General features: G+C 63.2%; 22 protein-coding genes. 8 read left to right on the plus strand and 14 right to left on the minus strand.

Annotated elements, in window-relative coordinates:
* Window positions 1-236 precede the first annotated feature (236 nt).
* Entirely contained in the window at window positions 237-515 is a 279-nt protein-coding gene (locus tag AC56LY_RS08365) for a hypothetical protein (protein WP_499578276.1), read from the plus strand.
* Between the two features lie 209 nt (window positions 516-724).
* Here AC56LY_RS08365 and AC56LY_RS08370 read toward each other — a convergent pair whose 3' ends face one another.
* Window positions 725-1,891 carry a tyrosine-type recombinase/integrase gene (locus AC56LY_RS08370; RefSeq protein ID WP_499578278.1) on the minus strand — a complete coding sequence of 389 codons (1,167 nt, stop codon included), beginning with the start codon at window positions 1,889-1,891 and terminating at the stop codon, window positions 725-727.
* A gap of 197 nt (window positions 1,892-2,088) precedes the next feature.
* Here AC56LY_RS08370 and AC56LY_RS08375 point away from each other — a divergent pair, with 197 nt between their 5' ends.
* Window positions 2,089-2,487: a hypothetical protein gene (locus AC56LY_RS08375; protein WP_499578280.1), complete on the plus strand. Its 399-nt coding sequence runs from the start codon at window positions 2,089-2,091 to the stop codon at window positions 2,485-2,487.
* A gap of 101 nt (window positions 2,488-2,588) precedes the next feature.
* Here AC56LY_RS08375 and pnuC read toward each other — a convergent pair whose 3' ends face one another.
* Together pnuC and AC56LY_RS08385 are read right to left on the minus strand one after the other, a co-directional pair.
* Entirely contained in the window at window positions 2,589-3,179 is a 591-nt protein-coding gene (gene pnuC, locus AC56LY_RS08380; RefSeq protein ID WP_499578282.1) for a nicotinamide riboside transporter PnuC, read from the minus strand.
* Window positions 3,180-3,284: 105 nt separating this feature from the next.
* Window positions 3,285-3,779, minus strand: coding sequence for a pyridoxamine 5'-phosphate oxidase family protein (locus tag AC56LY_RS08385; RefSeq protein ID WP_499453850.1), 495 nt, complete (start codon window positions 3,777-3,779; stop codon window positions 3,285-3,287).
* A 173-nt stretch (window positions 3,780-3,952) separates the two neighbouring features.
* Here AC56LY_RS08385 and nadB point away from each other — a divergent pair, with 173 nt between their 5' ends.
* From nadB to AC56LY_RS08400, 3 genes are read left to right on the plus strand one after another with little or no spacing between them, the layout of a single operon-like run.
* Window positions 3,953-5,563, plus strand: coding sequence for an L-aspartate oxidase (nadB, locus tag AC56LY_RS08390; protein ID WP_499578284.1), 1,611 nt, complete (start codon window positions 3,953-3,955; stop codon window positions 5,561-5,563).
* A 1-nt stretch (window position 5,564) separates the two neighbouring features.
* Window positions 5,565-6,464 (plus strand): DMT family transporter, encoded by a 900-nt coding sequence (locus AC56LY_RS08395; RefSeq protein ID WP_499578286.1) that lies wholly within the window; start codon window positions 5,565-5,567, stop codon window positions 6,462-6,464.
* A 27-nt stretch (window positions 6,465-6,491) separates the two neighbouring features.
* Complete coding sequence (locus AC56LY_RS08400; RefSeq protein ID WP_499578288.1) at window positions 6,492-7,352, plus strand: NAD-dependent protein deacetylase; 861 nt, start codon at window positions 6,492-6,494, stop codon at window positions 7,350-7,352.
* On the opposite strand, the gene AC56LY_RS08405 is transcribed toward AC56LY_RS08400, so the two are convergent.
* The 8 genes from AC56LY_RS08405 to queE all read right to left on the minus strand — a co-directional run bounded on the left by AC56LY_RS08405 (window position 7,349) and on the right by queE (window position 14,152).
* Complete coding sequence (locus AC56LY_RS08405; RefSeq protein ID WP_183552409.1) at window positions 7,349-7,669, minus strand: hypothetical protein; 321 nt, start codon at window positions 7,667-7,669, stop codon at window positions 7,349-7,351. The two genes, AC56LY_RS08400 and AC56LY_RS08405, sit on opposite strands and share 4 nt — an antisense overlap.
* A 28-nt stretch (window positions 7,670-7,697) precedes the next feature.
* Window positions 7,698-8,561 carry a carboxylating nicotinate-nucleotide diphosphorylase gene (gene nadC, locus AC56LY_RS08410; protein WP_499578290.1) on the minus strand — a complete coding sequence of 288 codons (864 nt, stop codon included), beginning with the start codon at window positions 8,559-8,561 and terminating at the stop codon, window positions 7,698-7,700.
* Window positions 8,558-9,691, minus strand: coding sequence for a quinolinate synthase NadA (gene nadA, locus AC56LY_RS08415; RefSeq protein WP_499578292.1), 1,134 nt, complete (start codon window positions 9,689-9,691; stop codon window positions 8,558-8,560). Before nadA ends, nadC begins: the two co-directional genes overlap by 4 nt.
* 60 nt (window positions 9,692-9,751) lie before the next feature.
* On the minus strand, window positions 9,752-11,353 hold the full coding sequence (locus AC56LY_RS08420; RefSeq protein WP_183552413.1) for an ABC-F family ATPase: 1,602 nt from the start codon (window positions 11,351-11,353) through the stop codon (window positions 9,752-9,754).
* Window positions 11,354-11,495: 142 nt separating this feature from the next.
* The gene (gene ldcA, locus AC56LY_RS08425) at window positions 11,496-12,413 is read right to left on the minus strand and encodes a muramoyltetrapeptide carboxypeptidase (protein WP_499578293.1); all 918 of its coding nucleotides are present in this window, start codon (window positions 12,411-12,413) and stop codon (window positions 11,496-11,498) included.
* Between the two features lie 103 nt (window positions 12,414-12,516).
* Window positions 12,517-13,035, minus strand: a complete 519-nt coding sequence (gene tadA / locus AC56LY_RS08430) for a tRNA adenosine(34) deaminase TadA (protein ID WP_499578295.1) — start codon at window positions 13,033-13,035, stop codon at window positions 12,517-12,519.
* Window positions 13,028-13,474, minus strand: coding sequence for a 6-carboxytetrahydropterin synthase QueD (queD, locus tag AC56LY_RS08435; RefSeq protein ID WP_183552419.1), 447 nt, complete (start codon window positions 13,472-13,474; stop codon window positions 13,028-13,030). The genes tadA and queD overlap by 8 nt, the downstream gene beginning before the upstream one ends.
* A 42-nt stretch (window positions 13,475-13,516) precedes the next feature.
* Window positions 13,517-14,152, minus strand: coding sequence for a 7-carboxy-7-deazaguanine synthase (gene queE, locus AC56LY_RS08440; RefSeq protein WP_499578297.1), 636 nt, complete (start codon window positions 14,150-14,152; stop codon window positions 13,517-13,519).
* A 172-nt stretch (window positions 14,153-14,324) separates the two neighbouring features.
* Here queE and AC56LY_RS08445 point away from each other — a divergent pair, with 172 nt between their 5' ends.
* On the plus strand, window positions 14,325-15,263 hold the full coding sequence (locus AC56LY_RS08445) for a sensor histidine kinase (protein ID WP_499578299.1): 939 nt from the start codon (window positions 14,325-14,327) through the stop codon (window positions 15,261-15,263).
* A 197-nt stretch (window positions 15,264-15,460) separates the two neighbouring features.
* The gene (locus tag AC56LY_RS08450) at window positions 15,461-16,453 is read left to right on the plus strand and encodes a GGDEF domain-containing protein (RefSeq protein WP_499578301.1); all 993 of its coding nucleotides are present in this window, start codon (window positions 15,461-15,463) and stop codon (window positions 16,451-16,453) included.
* A gap of 135 nt (window positions 16,454-16,588) precedes the next feature.
* Here the strand turns inward: AC56LY_RS08450 and AC56LY_RS08455 are convergent, their stop codons facing one another.
* The 3 genes from AC56LY_RS08455 to AC56LY_RS08465 all read right to left on the minus strand — a co-directional run bounded on the left by AC56LY_RS08455 (window position 16,589) and on the right by AC56LY_RS08465 (window position 19,653).
* Window positions 16,589-18,322, minus strand: coding sequence for a hypothetical protein (locus AC56LY_RS08455; RefSeq protein ID WP_499578303.1), 1,734 nt, complete (start codon window positions 18,320-18,322; stop codon window positions 16,589-16,591).
* A gap of 266 nt (window positions 18,323-18,588) precedes the next feature.
* A complete protein-coding gene (locus tag AC56LY_RS08460; protein WP_499578305.1) occupies window positions 18,589-18,852 on the minus strand; it encodes a hypothetical protein in 264 nt (87 codons plus the stop codon).
* 12 nt (window positions 18,853-18,864) lie between these two features.
* Window positions 18,865-19,653, minus strand: coding sequence for a DNA/RNA non-specific endonuclease (locus tag AC56LY_RS08465; protein ID WP_499578307.1), 789 nt, complete (start codon window positions 19,651-19,653; stop codon window positions 18,865-18,867).
* A 175-nt stretch (window positions 19,654-19,828) separates the two neighbouring features.
* On the opposite strand from AC56LY_RS08465, the gene AC56LY_RS08470 reads away from it, so the two are divergent.
* A complete protein-coding gene (locus AC56LY_RS08470) occupies window positions 19,829-20,074 on the plus strand; it encodes a hypothetical protein (protein ID WP_499578309.1) in 246 nt (81 codons plus the stop codon).
* Window positions 20,075-20,095 lie beyond the last annotated feature (21 nt).

A 20,095-nucleotide genomic window follows, 5' to 3' on the forward strand; every position in this document is an offset into this window, starting at 1 on the left:
AACGCCGCTCAGGAACCGGTTACTTGCAGCGGGCGCTGAACACGCAAGAAAATCCAACGACGATATGCTCCCCTGCTCTCGCTGATTTCCGTGTGCCCGCCTGCATCCACACGTCCCATCCGTTTCAGGCTGCAGCAATCCCTCACAGCTGCGCACGGCACGCATCCGATGATTTGCACGTAACCGATGACTGCGTGACAATGCGATAACACTTACTGATCACTCAAAGGCACACCATGAACATCACCGTCCAGAATACTGTCCCTGCAACAACCCGCATCACGCTCGTCGGCGAAATGCACGATGGCACCTTCGCTGCCGAGGTCATGACCGAGACCGCCGTTCCCTACACGCCGTATTGGGATAACCTGCTTGAACAGCGAATCGTCTATATCCAACCCGACGATGAACAGCTCGACGCCATCGTCACGGCGCTGAACGAACGTCGTCTGACACTCGACGAGTTACAGAATTACGGCAGTGCGGAAGGCGGTACGTCGTCCATCCCGGTATAAGGAATCGGTCATCGCGCAGGAGAAGTGGCAACGCCTCCCCTGCCGATCTCTGGTGACCACCGTTGAATCAGAGCCACCCCCTTTTCTGTAGACTTGTTTGAGGTTTGGTGTTGTATCCGAAGTAGTTAGCTTTAGAATTTCTGTTTAGTTTTATTCTATATGTTGGTTAGTTACATTTTAAACGGGAAGACATCGTCTTCTCGATCGTTTTAGTTGATACCTCGGTCACCGTTCGAACGAAGAATCTCGTCATGCCGCTCGTGGTCGGTCTTGTGCAAATAGGCTGCCGTTGTCGCGATATTCGCGTGACCCGCCGTATCTTGCAGCGTCTTAAGCTGCACCCCGCTATTGGCATGGTTGGTCAGCATGCTGTGGCGCAACCAGTGCGGTGACGCCAGCCTCAGCATCGATGCACTATCCCCATCCCCTTTCGCCGCCGCATCATCCGCTGCAAGCTGGAAAATCGCCTTGAGTGCTTCGGATGCGGCCTCATCTGTGATTGCTACGTACTCCTTCGTACGGCTCGACAGCACCAGAGGCATGCGATCGCCCCTGCTCGTCTGCTCCAGCAGACCGAACGCACGCCGGTAGTCGCGATAGGCACCGATGGTGGCTGGCGGCGCCGGCAGCCGGCGCGGCTTGTTGCCCTTGCCCAGCACGTCGAGCCACCAGCGCCCGTCGCCCTCGCTGTAGACGGCGCCCATCGTCGCACCGACGATTTCGTTCAGGCGTGCGCCGGTCTGGGCGAACGCGATCAGCAGGAAGCGATCACGCGCGCGCTGGCGCGCCGTCGCTTCGGTGTCGCCAGATCGTGCTTCGGCTGCGGCCAGTGCATAGGCAATCGCCGCTGGACTCAGGTAGCGGGTGATGCGGCTGGAATGTGCAGCGCGGACATTGCGCACGAGCCGCGCAGGATTACGACGCAGGTAACCGGTTTGCTCGGCAAACGTCAGAACGCCCTTGATGGCAATCATCGCCTGGCGGCGGCTGGTATCGGACAGGGGCCCGGTGAACGGACGATAACGCGGATCGTTGCGTGGCCATTTGGTGGTGCTGATCCAAGCGGGCGGCGGCTGCCGGATGAATTCCTTGTAAAGATTCAGGTCGCCGACGTTCAGCTGCTGGAATGTCTTGCCCGCTTCTTCGCGGCACCAGGTCAGGAACCGATACAGCTCCTTCTGCAGATTGGCAATCGACTTGGGACTGAGCTCGCCATGGGAGATGTATTCGCGCGCCAGTTCGGCGTCGCTCGTGGCGGAGGTGACCGGCTCATCGTACATGCTGGAAAAGCTGCCCGCACCGAGCCGGCTGGCGGCCGCCCGATCAGGGTCGGCTGGTGGCAATGGGTCGAGATTGATCGGTACAAACACAGGCATGAGCGCGAAGGAAGATAACTGTATGGATATACAGTATAGCATCGTGCCACCAGGCTCCGTAAGGGCTGATGCGCCAAATTTTCGCTGAATTACCTGTGAAGGGCGCTCTCGTCCTACAGCGCCATGCCCTGCGCGCCGATACGTGTCCGCCCTGCCCTGCCGGACAATGGTTTATCCATTTCACGAAGGGGACTACCATGAACAGCAACGCACCCGCATCGACGACTGCAACCCAGGACGACGCCACCGTTGGTATCGGCGGCCAGACGAGCGGCCAGCAGGGCGCGACGCCATCGCACGAGTCGCAGACGGAAACCGGCGGCAATGGCGGCCCGGGGCTGACCCGCAATCAATCCGGGCCGTATGTGAATGCGCCCGACGGCACCGAAGGCAATGAGCCTTCCATCACCGACGGCAGCGCCGCGCCGCAGCCGGAAGCGCCAAGCACGGTGCCGCTCGATACGGCAGCAACGCATGCCAATCCAGGTGCGCAGGATACACGGCCAGGCCAGGCTGGCCCGAAAGTAACGGGCATGGGCGCCCCGGAAACGGGTGGCAATCAAAACGCAGGTGATCTGCCGCCATTCACGCGCTGATGCGTGGGTTGCCCGCCTCTGGAGTTTCGAGGTTCGCCTGTCCAGTGATTAACGCAGGTCACGCGAGCACAAAAGCTTCACGGCGGGCTTCCTGCAGCAGCTTACGCACCCCTTGAGGCTTGCGCCGCGACTTGCTCTTGCTGCGCCAATTTGCGCCACCAGATCCACGACACGATCGCATTCACCCAGAAGCACATGTACAGGAACGCCGTCAGGTACAGGCCACGGCTGAAATACAGCGGCACCGCAACGGTGTTCACCAACAGCCACACCGGCCAGCTCTCGATGCGCCGCCCCATCATCAGTAACTGCGCGATGACGGAAAACACGAGCACAGCCGAATCGATGAACGGCGCGTAAGCGTTAGTATAGAAGTGAAGTGCAGCGCCATACGCGCCAGTGGCGATGAGCCCGACCGGCACCATCCATGCCATCGTGCGCCAGCCCGCATGGGTAATCGGCAGCGGTGCACCGTCCTTGCCACGCAACCAGCGCCACCACCCCAGCACACCCGTCAAGACAAAGAAGGCTTGCAGCACGACGTCGGCATACAGCTGCGTCTGCATGAAGAGCACGCCGAACAGGGTGCAGCCAACAATCCCTGTCCACCAGGTGTGGACGTTGTTGCGGCCTGCTAAAAAGATGGCGACAGCCGTGAAGAGGTTCGCGGCCAGTTCGAGGGGAGATATCATCGGATGCAGCGGGGCCAGGCTGGGAACATGAAGAGTGTCCTCTGAATGAGAGCGGCTACTCTACGCCACTCTCATGCCCCGCCGCAAGTTAGTGCAGAAGAATGCTTACAGCTTGATGGTGCCGTGCTCCGAATCCAGATCCGGCTGCTTGCCGGTCACGGCTGCCTTGGCGACCGCGAACAGGCGCACCATCTTGCTGTCGTTCGAGTCCCAGTATTCAGCTGCGTGCGGCACAACGCGCACGAGCACGGCGTGCTGGTCTTCCGGGCCGGCCGGGAACCACGCTTGTACCATCGGGTTCCACATGCTGCGAATCTTGTCGCGGTCGACGATGCGCTCGGCCGTGCCGCTGACCGAAACATACGTGCTGTCATCGATATCCGAGAAACTGATGTTCACTTCAGGCTGATGCGCGATGCTGTCCCACAGGGCGGTGGCCGAATGCACGAAGAACCAGATGCCGCCTTCGGCATCGACGTCCTGCTTGGTCATTGGCTGGCTGGCCAGGTGGTCGTGCTCGTCACGGAACGTGAACATGGCAAAGCGCAGGGAACCGATACGATCTTCGAGGGCTGCTACGTGGGTGCGATCTGCGGTCATGGTGAATCCTTGATTGGGTGAGTAATAAGCCATCGTAGCGTGCCGGACGCCGCCGTTCGGTGCGCGGGCGTACATTTGCAACCCGTTACGGATGACTTTGGCCTGGTCAGGCTGTCCCGCAGCCGGTGGCAAATCGCTTATAGTATTGCCTCTGTAAACATTTCAACCATCCCATGAAATTCGACGTCGCGATCGTCGGCAGCGGCCTGGCCGGCCTGTCGGTAGCCCTGCACCTGGCCCAGACCCGCAAGGTTGCCATCATCTCCAAGCGCACCCTGCTCGACGGCGCCAGCGCCTGGGCCCAGGGTGGTATTGCCGCCGTGCTCGATTCAGGCGACAGCCACGACCAGCACGTGGCCGACACACTGGTTGCCGGCGCAGGCCTGTGCGACGAAACCGCCACCCGCTACATCGTTGAACACGGGCGCGAAGCGATCGAATGGCTGATCGACCAGGGCGTGCCGTTCACGCGCGACGCGACCGCCGAAATGGGCTTTCACCTGACCCGCGAAGGCGGTCATGGCCAGCGCCGGATCATCCATGCGGCTGACGCCACCGGGTACGCCGTGCAGGTCACGCTGGAACAGAAGGTACGCGCGCACCCGAATATCTCGCTGTTCGAGCACCATGTCGCGATCGACGTCATCACGTCAGACAAGCTGCGGCCCAAGGTGGCGCATGGCAGTCAGCCCCGCTGCTATGGCCTGCACGTGCAGGATGTGAACAGCGGCGATGTGCTGACCTTCGAGGCGGAACACACGGTGCTGGCCACGGGCGGCGCCGGCAAGGTCTATCTGTATACGACGAATCCGGACACCGCCACCGGCGACGGCATCGCGATGGCCTGGCGCGCCGGTTGCCGGGTATCGAACATGGAGTTCATCCAGTTCCACCCGACCTGCCTGTACCACCCATATGCGAAGTCGTTCCTGATCACCGAGGCGATCCGCGGCGAAGGCGGCCTGCTCAAGCTGCCGCCGGAAGCGGGCGCACAGGCCGGCGAGCGCTTCATGCCGGCGCATGACGAGCGTGGCGAACTGGCGCCACGCGACGTCGTCGCACGCGCGATCGACTTCGAGATGAAGAAGCGGGGCCTGGATTACGTCAACCTCGACATCAGCCACCAGCCGCCCGAATTTTTGATGGAGCACTTCCCGACCATCTATGCGCGCTGCCTCGAACTGGGCATCGACATCACGCGGGAGCCGATCCCCGTCGTGCCGGCCGTGCACTTTACCTGCGGTGGCGTGGTCACCGACCTGGCCGGACGCACCGATATTCCCGGCCTGTATGCGGTGGGCGAAGTCGCATGCACCGGCCTGCATGGGGCCAACCGGCTGGCGAGTAATTCGCTTCTCGAATGCGTCGTCGTCGGGCGCGCCTGTGCGCAGCAGATCGCTGCGAGTCCGGCGATTGCCAACCCTGCGCTGCCGGACTGGGACGCGAGCCGCGTGACGAACGCTGACGAAGAAGTGGTGATCGCCCACAACTGGGACGAGCTGCGCCGCTTCATGTGGAATTACGTCGGTATCGTGCGCACGACCAAGCGGCTTGAACGCGCGCTGCACCGGATCAAGCTGCTCAAGGAAGAGATCGACGAGTACTACCGCAACTTCCGCATCACGCCCGATCTGCTCGAGCTGCGCAACCTGGTCGAAGTGGCGCACCTGATCGTCAAAAGCGCCATGTCGCGCCATGAAAGCCGCGGCCTGCACTACTCGCGCGACTTCCCGGACACCTTACCAAAAGCACTCCCGAGCGTGCTCACGCCGCGCCGGCGTTAGCATGGAACGGCAGCGGCTCTCACTTACCACCGTCTTGCTGCTGAGCATCCCGCCCGTACTGTGGGCGGGCAATGCCATCATCGGCCGCCTCGTGCGCGACGCCATGCCGCCGATGACGCTCAACCTGCTGCGCTGGTCGATCGCCCTCGTGATCCTGCTCTTCCTCGGCCGTGCCGCGCTGCGCCCTGGCAGCGGCGTACTGCGCAACTGGCGCCGCTACGCCCTGCTCGGCCTCCTGGGCATCGGCCTGTACAACTCGATGCAATACCTGGCACTTACAACCTCGTCGCCGCTGAACGTGACGCTCGTTGCGTCCGGCGTCCCGGTCTGGATGCTGCTGGTTGGCCGGCTGTTCTACAACGTGCCGGTCAAGGGCCGCCAGATCGGCGGCGCCGTGCTGTCGATTGCCGGCGTACTGGTCGTCATGTGCCGGGGCAGCCTGGCCGAACTGGCCGCGCTGCGCCTGGTGGCGGGCGACCTGATCATGATCGTGGCGACCATCGTCTGGTCGTTCTACAGCTGGTCACTGCTGCAGAAGAACGATGTGCCGGCGCTGCGTGCGGACTGGGCCGCGTTCCTGCTGGCCCAGGTTGCGTATGGCGTGCTGTGGTCGGCCGCGCTGGCCGGCGGCGAGTGGGCGCTGAGCACGCCCCAGATCGTCTGGAGCTGGCCCCTCGCCGGCGCTCTGCTATACCTGGCGATCGGGCCGGCGATCATCGCCATGCGCTGCTGGGGCGCGGGCGTGCAGCGCGCAGGGCCCGGGATCAGTGCGTTCTTCATCAATCTGACGCCGCTGTTTACGGCGCTACTGTCGGCCGCTTTCCTGGGCGAACTGCCGCAGCTGTACCACGTGGCCGCGTTCGGCCTGATCGTCGGCGGGATTGTCGTGTCGGCGCGATAAATGCAGAGCGGTGGTACGATTCCATCCATGAACGACGAACTTGGCAACTTACTTGGCGAAAACCACGCGGCCACGCAGCTGGCGGCGTTTCTCGAACAGTACCCCCGTGCGTTGGTGCTGACCGGCGCCGGCCTGTCGACCGCGTCCGGCATTCCCGATTACCGCGACCGGGATGGTGTGCGGCGTGGCCGCTTGCCGATCCAGGGGCCGGAATTCCGGCGCGATCCGGCAATCCAGCGCCGCTATTGGGCGCGCAGCATGGTGGGCTGGCGGATGATGTCCGGCGCCGCGCCGAATGCCGGCCATCGCGCGCTCGCCGCGCTTGGTGCGGACAACCGGTTCGGCTCCATTCTCACGCAAAATGTCGATGGCCTGCATACGCAGGCGGGCAGTCGCGATGTGCTGGAATTGCATGGCAATATCCACCACGTGACGTGCCTCGGTTGCGAAGCGACGTTCACGCGCGCTGCGCTGCAGGTGCAGCTCGAGGCAGACAATCCAGGCCTGGGCCAGGTGCTCGCACAGCCGCTGCCCGATGGCGACGCCGAGATCGATCCGGATGCCGTGACGGGGTTCACGGCGCCCGCGTGCGTGCACTGTGGCGGCATGCTGATGCCCGACGTCGTGTTCTTTGGCGACAATGTGCCGGCGGCGCGCACGGCAGCCGCGCTGGCGCGGATGGAAGCGGCCGATGCACTGCTCGTGGTCGGCTCGTCGCTGATGGTGTATTCGGGGTTTCGCTTCTGTCGGCTGGCCGAGGCGGCGGGCAAGCCGATTGCGGCGTTGAACCTGGGCCGTACGCGTGCCGACGACATGCTCACGCTGAAGATTGAAGCGTCCGCCGAGCGGGTCTTGCCGCTCGTGGCCAGCTTGCTCGGCAAGGCTTAATTATTGCTGAACTTGATCACCAAACCGGTGATCAAAGCCGCGGCCATCGCGATCGACAGCACGCCGTGCAACACTGGCGAGCCGATCGACGCATCGGACGCCGCAGCATCCCTTTGCATCGCCATCGCCCGGCTCAGCACGACCGGGCGCAGGAAGCCGCGAATACCGACCAGCAGCATGCCGATGCCGAAGAACAGTTCGCCCTTCATATTGTAGAGAATCCCGTCCATCAACTGGGGCACACCCAGCAGCAGGCCGAAGCCGAGCCAGAACAGGCGGAATACAAGCGAACGTTTCAGTTTGGTGGTGATTGACATGGTGTGGTCTGCGAGTTGAGCGGTGCGATCAGACGATACGCAGCGAGTAATCGGTGGCGTGCACGTCCTTGGTCAGGCTGCCGATGGAAATGCGGTCCACACCCGTTTCGGCGATCGCCCGCACGGTGTCCAGGTTGATGCCACCCGATGCTTCCAGCAGCGCGCGGCCGGCATTGACCTGCACCGCGTCGCGCATCATGATCAGATCGAAGTTGTCGAGCAATACCGACTTGACGCCGGCCGCCAGCGCTTCTTCGAGCTGGGCGATGGTTTCGACTTCGATCTGTACCGGCGCGCCAGCGCTCAGGCTGGCGGCCGCCGCCAGCGCGGGCGTGACGCCCCCGGCAGCGGCAATATGGTTTTCCTTGATCAGGATGCCGTCATACAGCGCCATGCGCTGGTTCTTGCCCCCACCAACCCGCACCGCGTACTTCTGCGCCTGGCGCAGGCCCGGCAACGTCTTGCGCGTATCGAGGATCGCCGCGCTGGTGCCCGCGATGACGTCGACGTAGCGCCGGGTGGCAGTGGCCACGCCGGACAGCAGCTGCAGGAAATTCAGCGCGGCGCGCTCGGCTGTGAGCAGCGCGCGCGGGTTCGCCGTGATGGTGCAGACGGTGCTGTTGGCCGGCATCAGGTCGCCTTCGGCAAACTGCCACGCGATGTCGGTGTCCTGGTCGACCGCGAGCATGACGCCTTCGAACCACGGCGCGCCGCACAGCACGGCTGCCTCGCGCACGATCACGCGCGCCGTAACGCGGGTGTCGTTTGGCACCAGCTTGCCGGTCAGGTCGCCGCTGCCGATGTCTTCCAGCAGTGCAGCAAGGATATTCTGTTCGAACGCCGCCTGCAGTTTGTCGTCAAACTGGGCGTGGGGATTGTGCAGACTGGTCATGCGGGGCCGACTCCGGAAAACATGGGGGCATTCTGTTCGAGCGTGCCGGTTGGCAACGCCTTGGCGCGCTTGGCCGCAGCAAAGTCGAGCATGCGGTCGATGGCCCGTTTGGCTTGCAGGCCGACGGCAGGGTCGACATGCACTTGATTGGCGCCCGATTCGAGCACGTCGGCCAGATTGCGCAGGCCATTCATCGCCATCCACGGGCAATGCGCGCAGCTCTTGCAGGTCGCGCTGTTACCGGCGGTCGGCGCTTCGATGAAGGTCTTGCCAGGCGCGGCCATCTTCATCTTGTGCAGAATGCCGTTGTCGGTGGCGACGATGAAGTGGGTAGCGTCCAGCGTCTGCGCAGCGTTGATCAGCTGCGTGGTCGAGCCGACCACGTCGGCCTGCGCCACGACGTTCGCCGGCGACTCGGGGTGCACGAGCACCTTGGCCAGCGGGTACTCGGCCTTGAGCAGGTCGAGTTCGATGCCCTTGAACTCGTCGTGCACCAGGCACGAGCCCTGCCACAGCAGCATGTCGGCGCCAGTCTTGGTCTGGATGTACGAGCCCAGGTGGCGGTCGGGCGCCCACAGGATCTTCTTGCCCTGCGCGTGCAGCTCGGCCACGATGTCCAGGCCGATGGACGACGTCACCATCCAGTCAGCCCGCGCTTTGACTGCGGCGCTGGTGTTGGCGTAGACAACGACGGTGCGGTCGGGATGCTGGTCGCAGAATGCTGCGAACTCGTCGGCCGGGCAGCCGAGATCGAGCGAACAGGTCGCATCGAGGTCGGGCATCAGGATGGTTTTTTCAGGGCTGAGGATCTTGGCCGTCTCGCCCATGAAGCGCACGCCGGCGACAACGAGCGTCTGGGCGGCGTGATCACGGCCGAAGCGCGCCATCTCGAGCGAGTCCGATACGCAGCCGCCGGTTTCTTCGGCCAGGTCTTGCAGGTCGGCGTCCACGTAATAGTGGGCGACGAGCACTGCGCCCTTTTCTTTCAGCAGGCGCCGGATCTTGTCCTTGAGCGCGTCGCGCTCGGCCAGTTCGGGCGCGCTGGGAATGCGCGCCCAGGCCTCGGCGGTGCAGGCCAGACCGGCCTGGGGCCGGTCGTATTCATACGTTTTGATCGGTACGGTGTCCATACTCTTCTCGGTCTCCTTGGCAGGGGGCGTGGCAAACCCGCCACCCCTGCCACTACTACATTACGCGTCGATGCCCTGGCTCGCCAGGTATTCCTCGTAGTTGCCACGGAAATCGACGATCTCGTTTTCACGGATTTCCAGCACGCGCGTGGCCAGCGACGAGACGAACTCGCGGTCGTGCGAGACGAAGATCAGGGTGCCGGCATATTTGTCCAGCGCGATGTTCAGCGACTCGATCGACTCCATGTCCATGTGGTTGGTCGGCTCATCGAGCAGCAGCACATTGTGACGGCCCAGCATCAGCTTGCCGTACATCATGCGGCCCTTCTCACCACCGGACAGCACGTTGACCGACTTCTTGACTTCGTCGCCGCCAAACAGCAGGCGACCCAGGATCGAACGCACGGCCTGGTCGTCGTCACCTTCTTGCGTCCACTGGCCCATCCAGTCGGTCAGGTTGTCGCCCACAGCGAATTCTTCGGTCGGATCCTGCGGCATGTAGCCGGGATTCGCGTTCTCGGCCCACTTGACGCGGCCACCATCCGGCTGTAGACCGCACAGCTCGCCGCCAATCGTGCGCAGCAGCGTGGTCTTGCCGGCACCGTTGGCGCCGATGATCGCGATGCGCTCGCCGGCCTCGACCATGATCGAGAAATTCTTGAACAGCTGACGATCGTAGGCTTTCGAGATGTTCTCGGCTTCCACTGCCAGGCGGTGCAGCTTTTTCTCGCCTTCGAAGCGCACGAACGGATAGGCGCGCGAGGATGGCTTGAACTCTTCGATCTTGATCTTGTCAATCTGCTTGGCGCGCGACGTGGCCTGGCGTGCCTTGGACTTGTTGGCCGAGAAGCGGCGGACAAAATCCTGCAGTTCCGCGACCTTCTCCTTGGCCTTGGCATTGTTCGACAGTTGCTGGTTGCGCGCCTGCGTCGAGGCCAGCATGTATTCGTCGTAGTTACCCGGATACACCTTCAGCGTGCCGTAATCCATGTCGGCCACGTGTGTGCAGACCTGGTTCAGGAAGTGGCGATCGTGCGAAATGATGATCATCGTAGAATTACGCTCATTGAGCATGTCTTCCAGCCAGCGGATCGTATTGATGTCCAGGTTGTTGGTCGGCTCGTCGAGCAGCAGGATGTCCGGATTCGAGAACAGCGCCTGCGCCAGCAGCACGCGCAGCTTCCAACCCGGCGCCACGGCGCTCATCGGGCCCTGGTGCAGCTCGGTGCCGATGCCCAGGCCCAGCAGCAGCTCGCCGGCGCGCGCTTCGGCCGAGTAGCCGTCGTACTCGGCGACCTTGCCTTCGAGCTCGGCGGCTTTCATGTAGTCGTCGTCGGTGGCTTCGAGGTTGGCGTAGATCGCATCGCGTTCGGCGATCGCGTTCCACAGCTCGGTGTGGCCCATCATGACGACGTCGAGCACGCGCGTGTCTTCGTAGGCGAACTGGTCCTGGCGCAACTTACCCAGGCGCTCGCCCGGATCCAGGCTGACGTTACCGGCGGACGGCTCGAGGTCGCCGCCCAGAATTTTCATGAACGTCGACTTGCCGCAGCCGTTGGCGCCGATCAGGCCGTAGCGGTTGCCGTCGCCGAAGCGCACGGAAATGTTCTCGAAGAGCGGCTTGGCGCCGAATTGCATCGTGATGTTGGCTGTGGATAGCACTGTATGACCCCAAAAAGCGTATTTGATTAACCGGCTATTTTACCATCGCATGCCCTGCAGGGCGAATGGGCTGGATTGGCGGGCGCCGTTACCGGACGCCGTTACCGGGCGCCGTTACCGGGCGCCGTTGGCTGGTGCGCGATCAGGCCCGGCGCACGGTCGGGTAGTCCGACAGCATCAGGCTGAAACCATCAGCGTCCGATTGCAGCTGCCCTTGCGCGCCGAACGGGATCGTGACGCGCCGTGGAATGTGCCCGAAGCTCAGGCCCGTCAGCACGGGGACCGGCAACGTGCGGCGCACATACTCGAGCATGGCATCGAAGTCGTAGCCGTTGTCGAGCGGCCCCAGGCGGTAGCCGGAAAAATCGCCCAGCACCACCGCTTGCTGGCGTTCCAGCACGCCCGCCTGCATCAATTGCAATAGGAGGCGCTCGACGCGGTACGGGTGTTCGCTGATGTCTTCGAGCCACAGGATACCGCCGTCGAGCCGCGGGAAGTACGGCGTGCCGACAAGCGAGCCGATCATGGCGAGATTTCCGCCCCAGACCGTGCCGCGCACGTCGAGCTGCGGATTGCCGCTGACGCTCTCGCGGATCGTGTGGGTGGGGCCGGCAAGGCAGGCCCAGAAATCGTCGAGCGTAAACGGCACCGGCTCTTGTGCGCCAAAGTCGCCAGCGACCATCGGGCCGGCATAACTGAGTGCGCCGGTCTTGGCCATCAGTCCCATGTGCAGCGCCGTGACATCGGAAAAGCCGACGATGATCTTCCCGCTGGCGGCAATGGCATCGAAATCGATGGCCGGCAACAGGCGGCTGATGCCGTAACCACCGCGCAGCGCGATGATCACGTGGATGTCGGGGTCAGCCACAGCCGCGTGCAATTGCGCGAGGCGGGCGTCGTCGGTGCCGCCGAAGCGCTGATGCAGGCAACTGTGATCGTAGTAATTGCGGACCAGGCAGCCCTGCGCTTCAAAGCGTGCGATGGCGCGCTCGACGGCGAGCGGATCGTTGGTACAGCCAGCAGGCGCCGCGATGGCGATGCCGAGACGGGAAGTGATCACGGGTGGGCGATGAGGCGGTAGGTGGAATCTGGAAACATCTTACCGCGCCCACCGGTACCGATCAAGGTCGGCCCGCAGCGCCAGCTTGCAAGAGCAACCGGTATCAGACCGCGCTGGCTTTCTTCGCCAATGCGCGCCGCTCGGCGAAGAACGCGCGCAGCAGGCTGCTTGCCCGATCGGCCAGCACGCCGCCGACCACCCCGGTATGATGATTCAGCGAAGGCTCGTCGAACAGGTTCACGACCGAGCCGCAGGCGCCGGTTTTCGGGTCTGTTGCTGCGTAGATGACGCGCGCCAGGCGTGCGTGCATCATCGCGCCCGAGCACATGATGCACGGTTCGAGCGTCACATACAGCTCGCAACCGGGCAGCCGGTAATTGCCCAGCTTGTCGGCGGCGGCGCGCAGCGCCACGATTTCGGCATGCGCGGTCGGGTCGTGGCCGCTGATCGGCTGGTTGAAACCCGTCGCGATGACTTCGCCGTCCTTGACCACGACAGCGCCGACCGGCACCTCGCCACGGTCCCACGCCAGTTGCGCCTGGTCCAGGGCGAGCGCCATGAAATGCTCGTGCGCCGCATCCGCAGCATTGTCATGCACGACTGCGGACGGCACATCAGGCATCGGTGATCTCGGCCCAGCAGTTCGGGGTTTCGTGCAGCACCAGCTTGTGCAGGCGCAGGCCGGTGCCGAAGCGGTCGATGAACACGGTCTTGAGGATCGTGAACGCCACCTGCGCGAGGTTTTCCACGGTCGGGATGCGGTCAATCACCACGGTCTTGTGATCCGGCAGCGACGACAGGAAGTCCAGCACCTTGTCATCCTTTTCGTACACGATGAAGGCATGGTCCCACACATCGACCAGATGCTGCTTGGCCAGGGCCTTGACGTCGGAGAAATCCATGATCATGCCGTTGTCGGAATTGCCGTCAGCGTCGATGACTTCGCCGGTCAGTGTAATTTCAAGGGTATAGCGATGCCCGTGCAGATTGCGGCACTGGCTCTTGTGGTCGGGAATCCGGTGTCCGGCATCGAATTCGAGCTTGCGGGTAATGGTCAACATTGCTGCTTTATTAGGTAATGGAGTGATAATGGAGTGAATAAATCAGGGAATCTGGAGCAGCTTGTGGGTCTGCAGGCTCAGCTTCCATTTCGGATTGGCGCGGCATGTCTCGATGGCCAGGCGGATATTCTGCGACGCCAGTGGCCCATCCATCGCCTGCACAAAGAAGTGCTCGAAGTCGAGGCGCTCGTAGGCCGCCAGGTCTTGCCCGATTTGCGGGATGACCACCTTGATTTCGCTGCCTTTTTCCACCACCAGCGTCGAGCCCATCTTGGGGCTGACGCAGATCCAGTCGACGCCGTCAGGCACCGGCAGCGTGCCGTTCGTTTCGATGGCGATAGTAAAGCCCCGTGCGTGCATGGCATCGATCAGGGCAGTATCGAGTTGCAGCAGCGGTTCGCCGCCCGTGAACACGACATATTTGCTGGCCGGATAGGTGGTCGGCCACAAACCGTCGATCTCGGCAGCGAGCAACGCGGCTTCCTTGAACTTGCCGCCGCGTTCGCCATCGGTGCCGACGAAATCGGTATCGCAGAACTGGCAGATCGATGTGGCGCGATCCTGCTCGCGGCCGGTCCACAGATTGCAGCCGGAAAACCGGCAAAATACGGCCGGCCGGCCAGCGTGGGCGCCCTCGCCCTGCAAGGTGTAGAAGATCTCTTTAATGCTGTAAGTCACGTTAAGCCTCTCGTCAACCTTCCATTATAACGCGGCGCATTCGCTGGCGCAGCGGATGTCATCGATCGCCGAGGTCGTGTCGGAAACGTCAGGTTTGAGACTGCACAATATTCCTACGGGAGTCGAGCGGTAAGTTCTTACGGAAACTTCCGAATCCGACCCGAGGGCAACCATGAACAAACACACGTTTTTGCTGGCGACCATGCCCTTCGTCGCCTGCGGCGCCAGCGCCAGCGAAGCCCATTTCATGGTGCCACTGCCCCTGCGCAGCGCACCACCGGAACTGCTGGCCTGCATCATGTTGACGATGGCAGGCTTGTTGCTGGCATGCCTGAGCCTGCGGCGCAGTCTGGGTCTCGAAGAACGCGCCCGCACGCTGCATGGCCAGCTGGTGGCCGAACGCGAAGCCCGCGCGCAGTCCGAACAGGCACTGGCCGACAACCATGACGTCGTGTACCGCCTGGTGCGCCAGAATGAAGACGTGCGCGACACCGAACGCACCCGCATCGCGCGCGAACTGCAGACCGAACTCGGGCGCCGTCTGCTGACACTGCGCACCGAACTGTCGAGCCTGCACGACAGCGCCACTATCGCCCAGGCGCCAGCGCTGGCCAGCCGGCTGGACAGCGCCATGACGCACATCGATGGCGCCCTTGGCGCCGTGCGCGCGGTAGCCAGTGGCCTGCGCGGTTTCGGCCCTGGCGACGGCCTGCGCCATGCGCTCGAGCGCTGCCTGGCCGAGCACGCACACCTGTACGGCATGCGCTATCGCTTCGAAGCCGGCATCGATCCTACTTCACGCGCAGGCCAGGATCGCGGCGCGCGGCTGGCGGTCTTTCGTGTGCTGCAAGATGTGCTTGCTACTGCCGCGCGCGTGCAGCACGGTGAATTGCACGTGCGGTTGCTGGAAAACGCAGGCTCACTGGGGCTGGAAATCGACGGCTGCGCCAGCGCCCCGGGCGAAGTGGCCTCGCTGTCGGCGGAGCTCATCGACCAGATCCGAGCGATGGGCGGCGTGCTGCGCGTGATCGCGACCGCCGGGCACGCCGGGCGCTGGTCATTGTCGCTGCCCGTCCAGAATCGCGCGGCCGAACTGGTAACGGTTGACTGAGGCGGTTGCCTGACACTGGTGCCTGATCCGGTCGCTTGTTCCACGTGCGACCGCACAACCGTGTACGTTAAACACAACGCTCGAACCTCCTTGCTATAGATCAATAGCGTGTCGTGATGCCGGTAGCAGAATCGGTTCCTGACGACAGCCACCCGGTTGCCGCAAACCGAAGCGCTACCAATCGCAGAGGACTGCTCATGATCAACACAAGCAGCAGCGCCGCCTATCCGACCGTCCTGCTCCAGGACGTCGCGTTCGTCGGTCAGTTGATGGAAAGCCTGTCGGTGCCAGTCTTCGTGCTCGACACCCATGCGCGCGTGACGATCTGGAACCGTGCCTGCGAGCACCTGACGGGCGTGGCGGCGACCGAGGTGCTTGGCACGACCGACCATTGGCGCAGCTTCTACGACGTCCAGCGCCCTACCCTCGCCGATCTCGTCCTGCGCACCCGCGGCGAGCCGGCCCGGACGGGCGAGCCCACCGACATCACGACCGACAACGGACGCACCCAGCCAGGCTTGTCCATCGAGAGCTGGTGCGACATGCCCCGCGCCGGCCGCCGCCGCTACCTGGCGGCCGATGCCAGCCCGATCTTCGGCGCCAATGGCCAACTGTCGGCGGTGGTAGAAACGCTGCGCGACCTGACGGATGAAAAGATGGCCCAGGCGGCGCTGGAACAACTGGCCACCCGCGACGGCCTGACCGGGCTGGCCAACCGGCGCTGCTTTGACGACACGCTGGAGGCGGAATGGGCGCGTGCACTACGCCAGATGCAGCCACTGTCCCTGCTGATGGTCGACGTCGATAATTTCAAGGCTTACAACGATGCCTATGGCCACCTGGGCGGGGACGAATGCCTGAAGCGCGTCGCGCGTGCGGTGGCCAGCGAAATGCGCGCCAATGACCTGGTGGCGCGTTACGGGGGCGAGGAGTTCGCCGTGGTGCTGCCGAACCAGTCGCTCAAGGGCGCGGCCATCGTCGCCGAGCGCATCCGCTCCCGGGTCGAGCAACTGCAACTGCCATGCTGCTTTGCCGCTGGCCACGTTACGGTGTCGATCGGTGCGGCCACGGCCATCGCCGGCCCTGACAACCATGCGAACCAGCTTGTCGCCATTGCCGATGCGGCCCTGTACCGGGCCAAGCATCTGGGACGCAATCGTATCAGCCTGCCGATGACCGAGGCGGCCTGAGCCCGCTCATCGGGTTTCGGGTCAGCCCGTAGGGTGGACGGCCATGCCGTCCACCCTACGCCCAAGCAGCAGACCAAAAAAAAACGGCGCCAACTGGCGCCGTTTTCATGTTTACTTCAATCCAGCCTGATACGCTTAACGCATCATGCGTTCCCAGCCGTGACGAACCGCCGACTTCATCTTGTCCCAGGTCGACTGCTCGCCCGGATAACGGTTGTCCCAATCGCTGCGCAGATCGGTCTCGACATCGGCCCATGGGCGATTGCGATACTTCTCTTCGCGCGCCATGGCGGTACCGTAGTTGTACGCTGGACGGTATTCGTCGTAGGCGCCACCGGTGCTGCCGTAGACCGAATTCCAGTGATTGCGGTAGTAGACGTCGTCGTCATTGTCATCGGTCATCTTGTCCCAACCATGACGCACGGCGTTCTTGACGCGATCCCAGGCCGACGGCTCGCTGCTGTCGCTGCCGGTGGTGGAAAATTCGCGGGTGCCGTCAATGCGGTTGTCCCAGCCCGTGCGCAGGTCGGTCTCGACGTCGTCCCATGGACGGTTGCGGTACAGTTCGTTGCGGCGCATTTCGGTGCCGTACGAGTACGCAGGCTTCAGGTCGTCATACTTTTCGCCCGATGCTGCGTAGGTGCTGTCGTAGTGACCGCGGTACATGTCGTCGTCGTCACCCGTCATGCGTTCCCAGCCGTGACGCACAGCGGCCTTCATCTTTTCCCAGGTCGATGGCTCGCCACCGGTAGCGTAACGGCTGTCCCAGTCGTTGCGCAGGTCGGCTTCGATATCGTCCCAGGCGCCGTTGGTGTAACGGCCGCTGCGTGCAGCTTCGCTACCGTAGCTGTAGGCTGGTGCGTACTCGTCGTATGACGCGCCGGTGGTGGCGTAGGTGGTGTCGAAGTGATTGCGGTAGTAGGTGTCGTCGTTGCTGTAGCCACCCATGGCGCTGCTGCCCGAACCCGATTCAAATCCGGTGGCATTGCCCATTGCTGCATCCGACTGGCCGCGCGAGAAAATACGCACGCCGTTGCGCTGCTTGTCGGTGAAGTGGGTGCCGCCGGTGCCGGTGCCGGTGCCAGTATTGCCGACGCTGGTATCGCGCTGCAGCGAATCGCCCCTGTCGACTGCGGTCGAACCCTGGCGGATCGAGCCCTCCAGAGCCGAACCCTGGATCGCCGTGTCACGCAGGGTCGAGCCTTGCAGCGACGTGCCGCCGGTGGCGGTCAGGCCGCTCTGGCCCAACGGTTCCTGGTGGGTCGAGTTGGTCAGATCGGCCGTGCCGAGCGACTCCTGGTGCTGGAACAGTTGACGGTCGCCTGGATTGTCCAGCGACGGGATCGAGGCGGCCTGCGCCGAGCCGGCGCCGGTCGGGGTCGACTGCGCCGACATCGACGATGCCTGCTGCATGCCGATCGTGCTGCCAGCGTGCATGGCGCCGCTGCTGAAGCCGGTCGAGGCCAGATCTGGCGTGCCGCTCGACGTTTCGTCGATGTCGGTCGGGCCGTAGCGTTCGACGATGTCGGCGCCACGCTCGACTTCAGGCAGCGAACTGGCGACCAGCGTCAGCACATGGCGACCGCTGTTGACGGCGCCTTCGTAGCGATTGACGTGTTCAGCGTTATCGGAACCGAACAGGTCGCCGAAGAAATTCTTGATGCTGGCGGTGATGCCGGTGTCGCCGTCGGCGCTACGGGCGGTATCGAGGTCCGACGATGTGCTCAAGCTGTCGCTCTGGCCGATCGTGTCCGCTTCGGTCGACGACAACCGCACATCGGTGCGGGTAAAGCCCGACGACAGCAATTCGTTCAGTGCGTTCTGTGCATCCGTGCGGTTATCGAACACCGCGACGAGAGTATGTTGCATGGTCGTTCCTCCGAAAAATAGTGGATCTTGCGCGGGCGACGACGCCGCCGTTTCGTTCGCGCTATGTTGTCAACATTACTCTATTCTCGTTGAAACTCGCGCACCATTGACGAGCGGAAATTTAGCGTCGCGCAGCGCATGCATGGCGCACTCATAGCGCACGCATGCAGAATGACAGCGCCATGACAGCAGAGGAGAAAAAGGAAGAAACCGCCCGGTAAGGATCAGGCGGTGTGCACACAGCGTGCGCTGGCAGCCGTGAGGGCTCAGGCGAAGGGATTGTCGATGGTCTTGACGTCCGGCGGTGGCAACTGCGCCGGCAGTTCACGCGCTTCCAGCGCGGCCACGATCTCGCCCAGCACGGCGTGCAGGCGGCGTGCATGTTCCAGACCCGGCACGTCGGCAGTCAGGTCGACGTCGCCCGAAATCGTGATGCGGTCGAGCCGGTTTTCCAGCGTCAGTTCGCCGATGCCGATGACGTCGGCCTCGTTGGCGAACGGGACAAAAGTGACCGGTTTTTTCTTGCTCATGGATCCTCCGTGTTATGAACGTTTCTTGGGTTGCTTGACCTTCGGCAGGCGCAGCATGCGCTCCTTTTGCTGCGTGCTCAGCGATGGCAGCAATTCGATGCCGACGATACGCTCGAGTTCAGCGACCGGCACGACATTGATCGGCGCGTCGGCCCGGTTTTCCGTCAGCCAGGCGGCGCCCAGGCGCTGCCGCGGGCTGTAAACCACCTTGTACAAATGGGTCGGCACGATGACGTTGCCGACTTTTTTCAGGCTCGTGCCCAGGAACGCCGGACCGGTAATCACGTACAGTTCGCCTTCGGTCTTTGCCATCGTGCGCACGGCGCCCTCGATCGGCGCCCAGATCTTGCGGTTATGGTCGCGGTCTTGCGGGACCATATTGGCCAGCGAAAAACTTTCACGCTGGGTGCGGCGATCGGGCATGTCTGCATTCGGCGCCAGATGGCCGCGATCGAAACCGCTGCGGGCATAATCGGACAGCTCAGCGCGCTGACCACGCGGCAGGCGCGCCTCGGCGTGAAATTTATCGTCGCGGTCGAGCCCTTGGGCACGCTTGAGATTATCTGCGCGTACATATTCTGCCGACCACAATGGCGTACGGGTCACACCCGAATGCATGACACCGAACACGCCGTAGCACAGCTCGCGGGTAGATACCGCCAGCTTCTGGTTCTGGATTTCCGGCAGGCGGCCATCGAGGTAGTGGACGGGGCAACTGGCAGCCTGGACGGCGGCAGACGCGAGCAGCGCGCCAGCAAATGCGATCCGGGCGACGGTACTGGCAAAAGACAATCGGAACATGGTGACGACACAGTAAAGGAAACAGCGGGCATTCTAGCCGAGCGACAATTCCCTGAGCATAAATTTACGCGCAGTCAACGTTAAATACAGGCGAGCACTCCAGGATGTTGGCGTGCGCCCTGCCCGCATGCGCTGCGCCATAATCGGCACACACCAACCCTCCATGGAGACCCATATGACCGATCACGAACAACCAGAGCGCAAACCTGCCGGCGGCGAACAGCAACGCTCCGAAAACCTGCTGCCGGGTGAAGAAGGGTTTGAAGACGGCCGCTTCGACGTCGCCGAAGAAGTCAGTCTCGACCAGCACTCGGACGAGGCACGACGCATCGGCCAGGCGCCTGGCAACGGCATCGCCGATGCACTTCCCGAATCGCTGAAGACGCCGGTGCCGTCGCAAGCGGTGCCGGAGAAATCCTGACAGTTGCGGGCCCTGGGAACG

The sequence above is a fragment of the Telluria sp. ZT3P25 genome, from assembly GCF_059685895.1.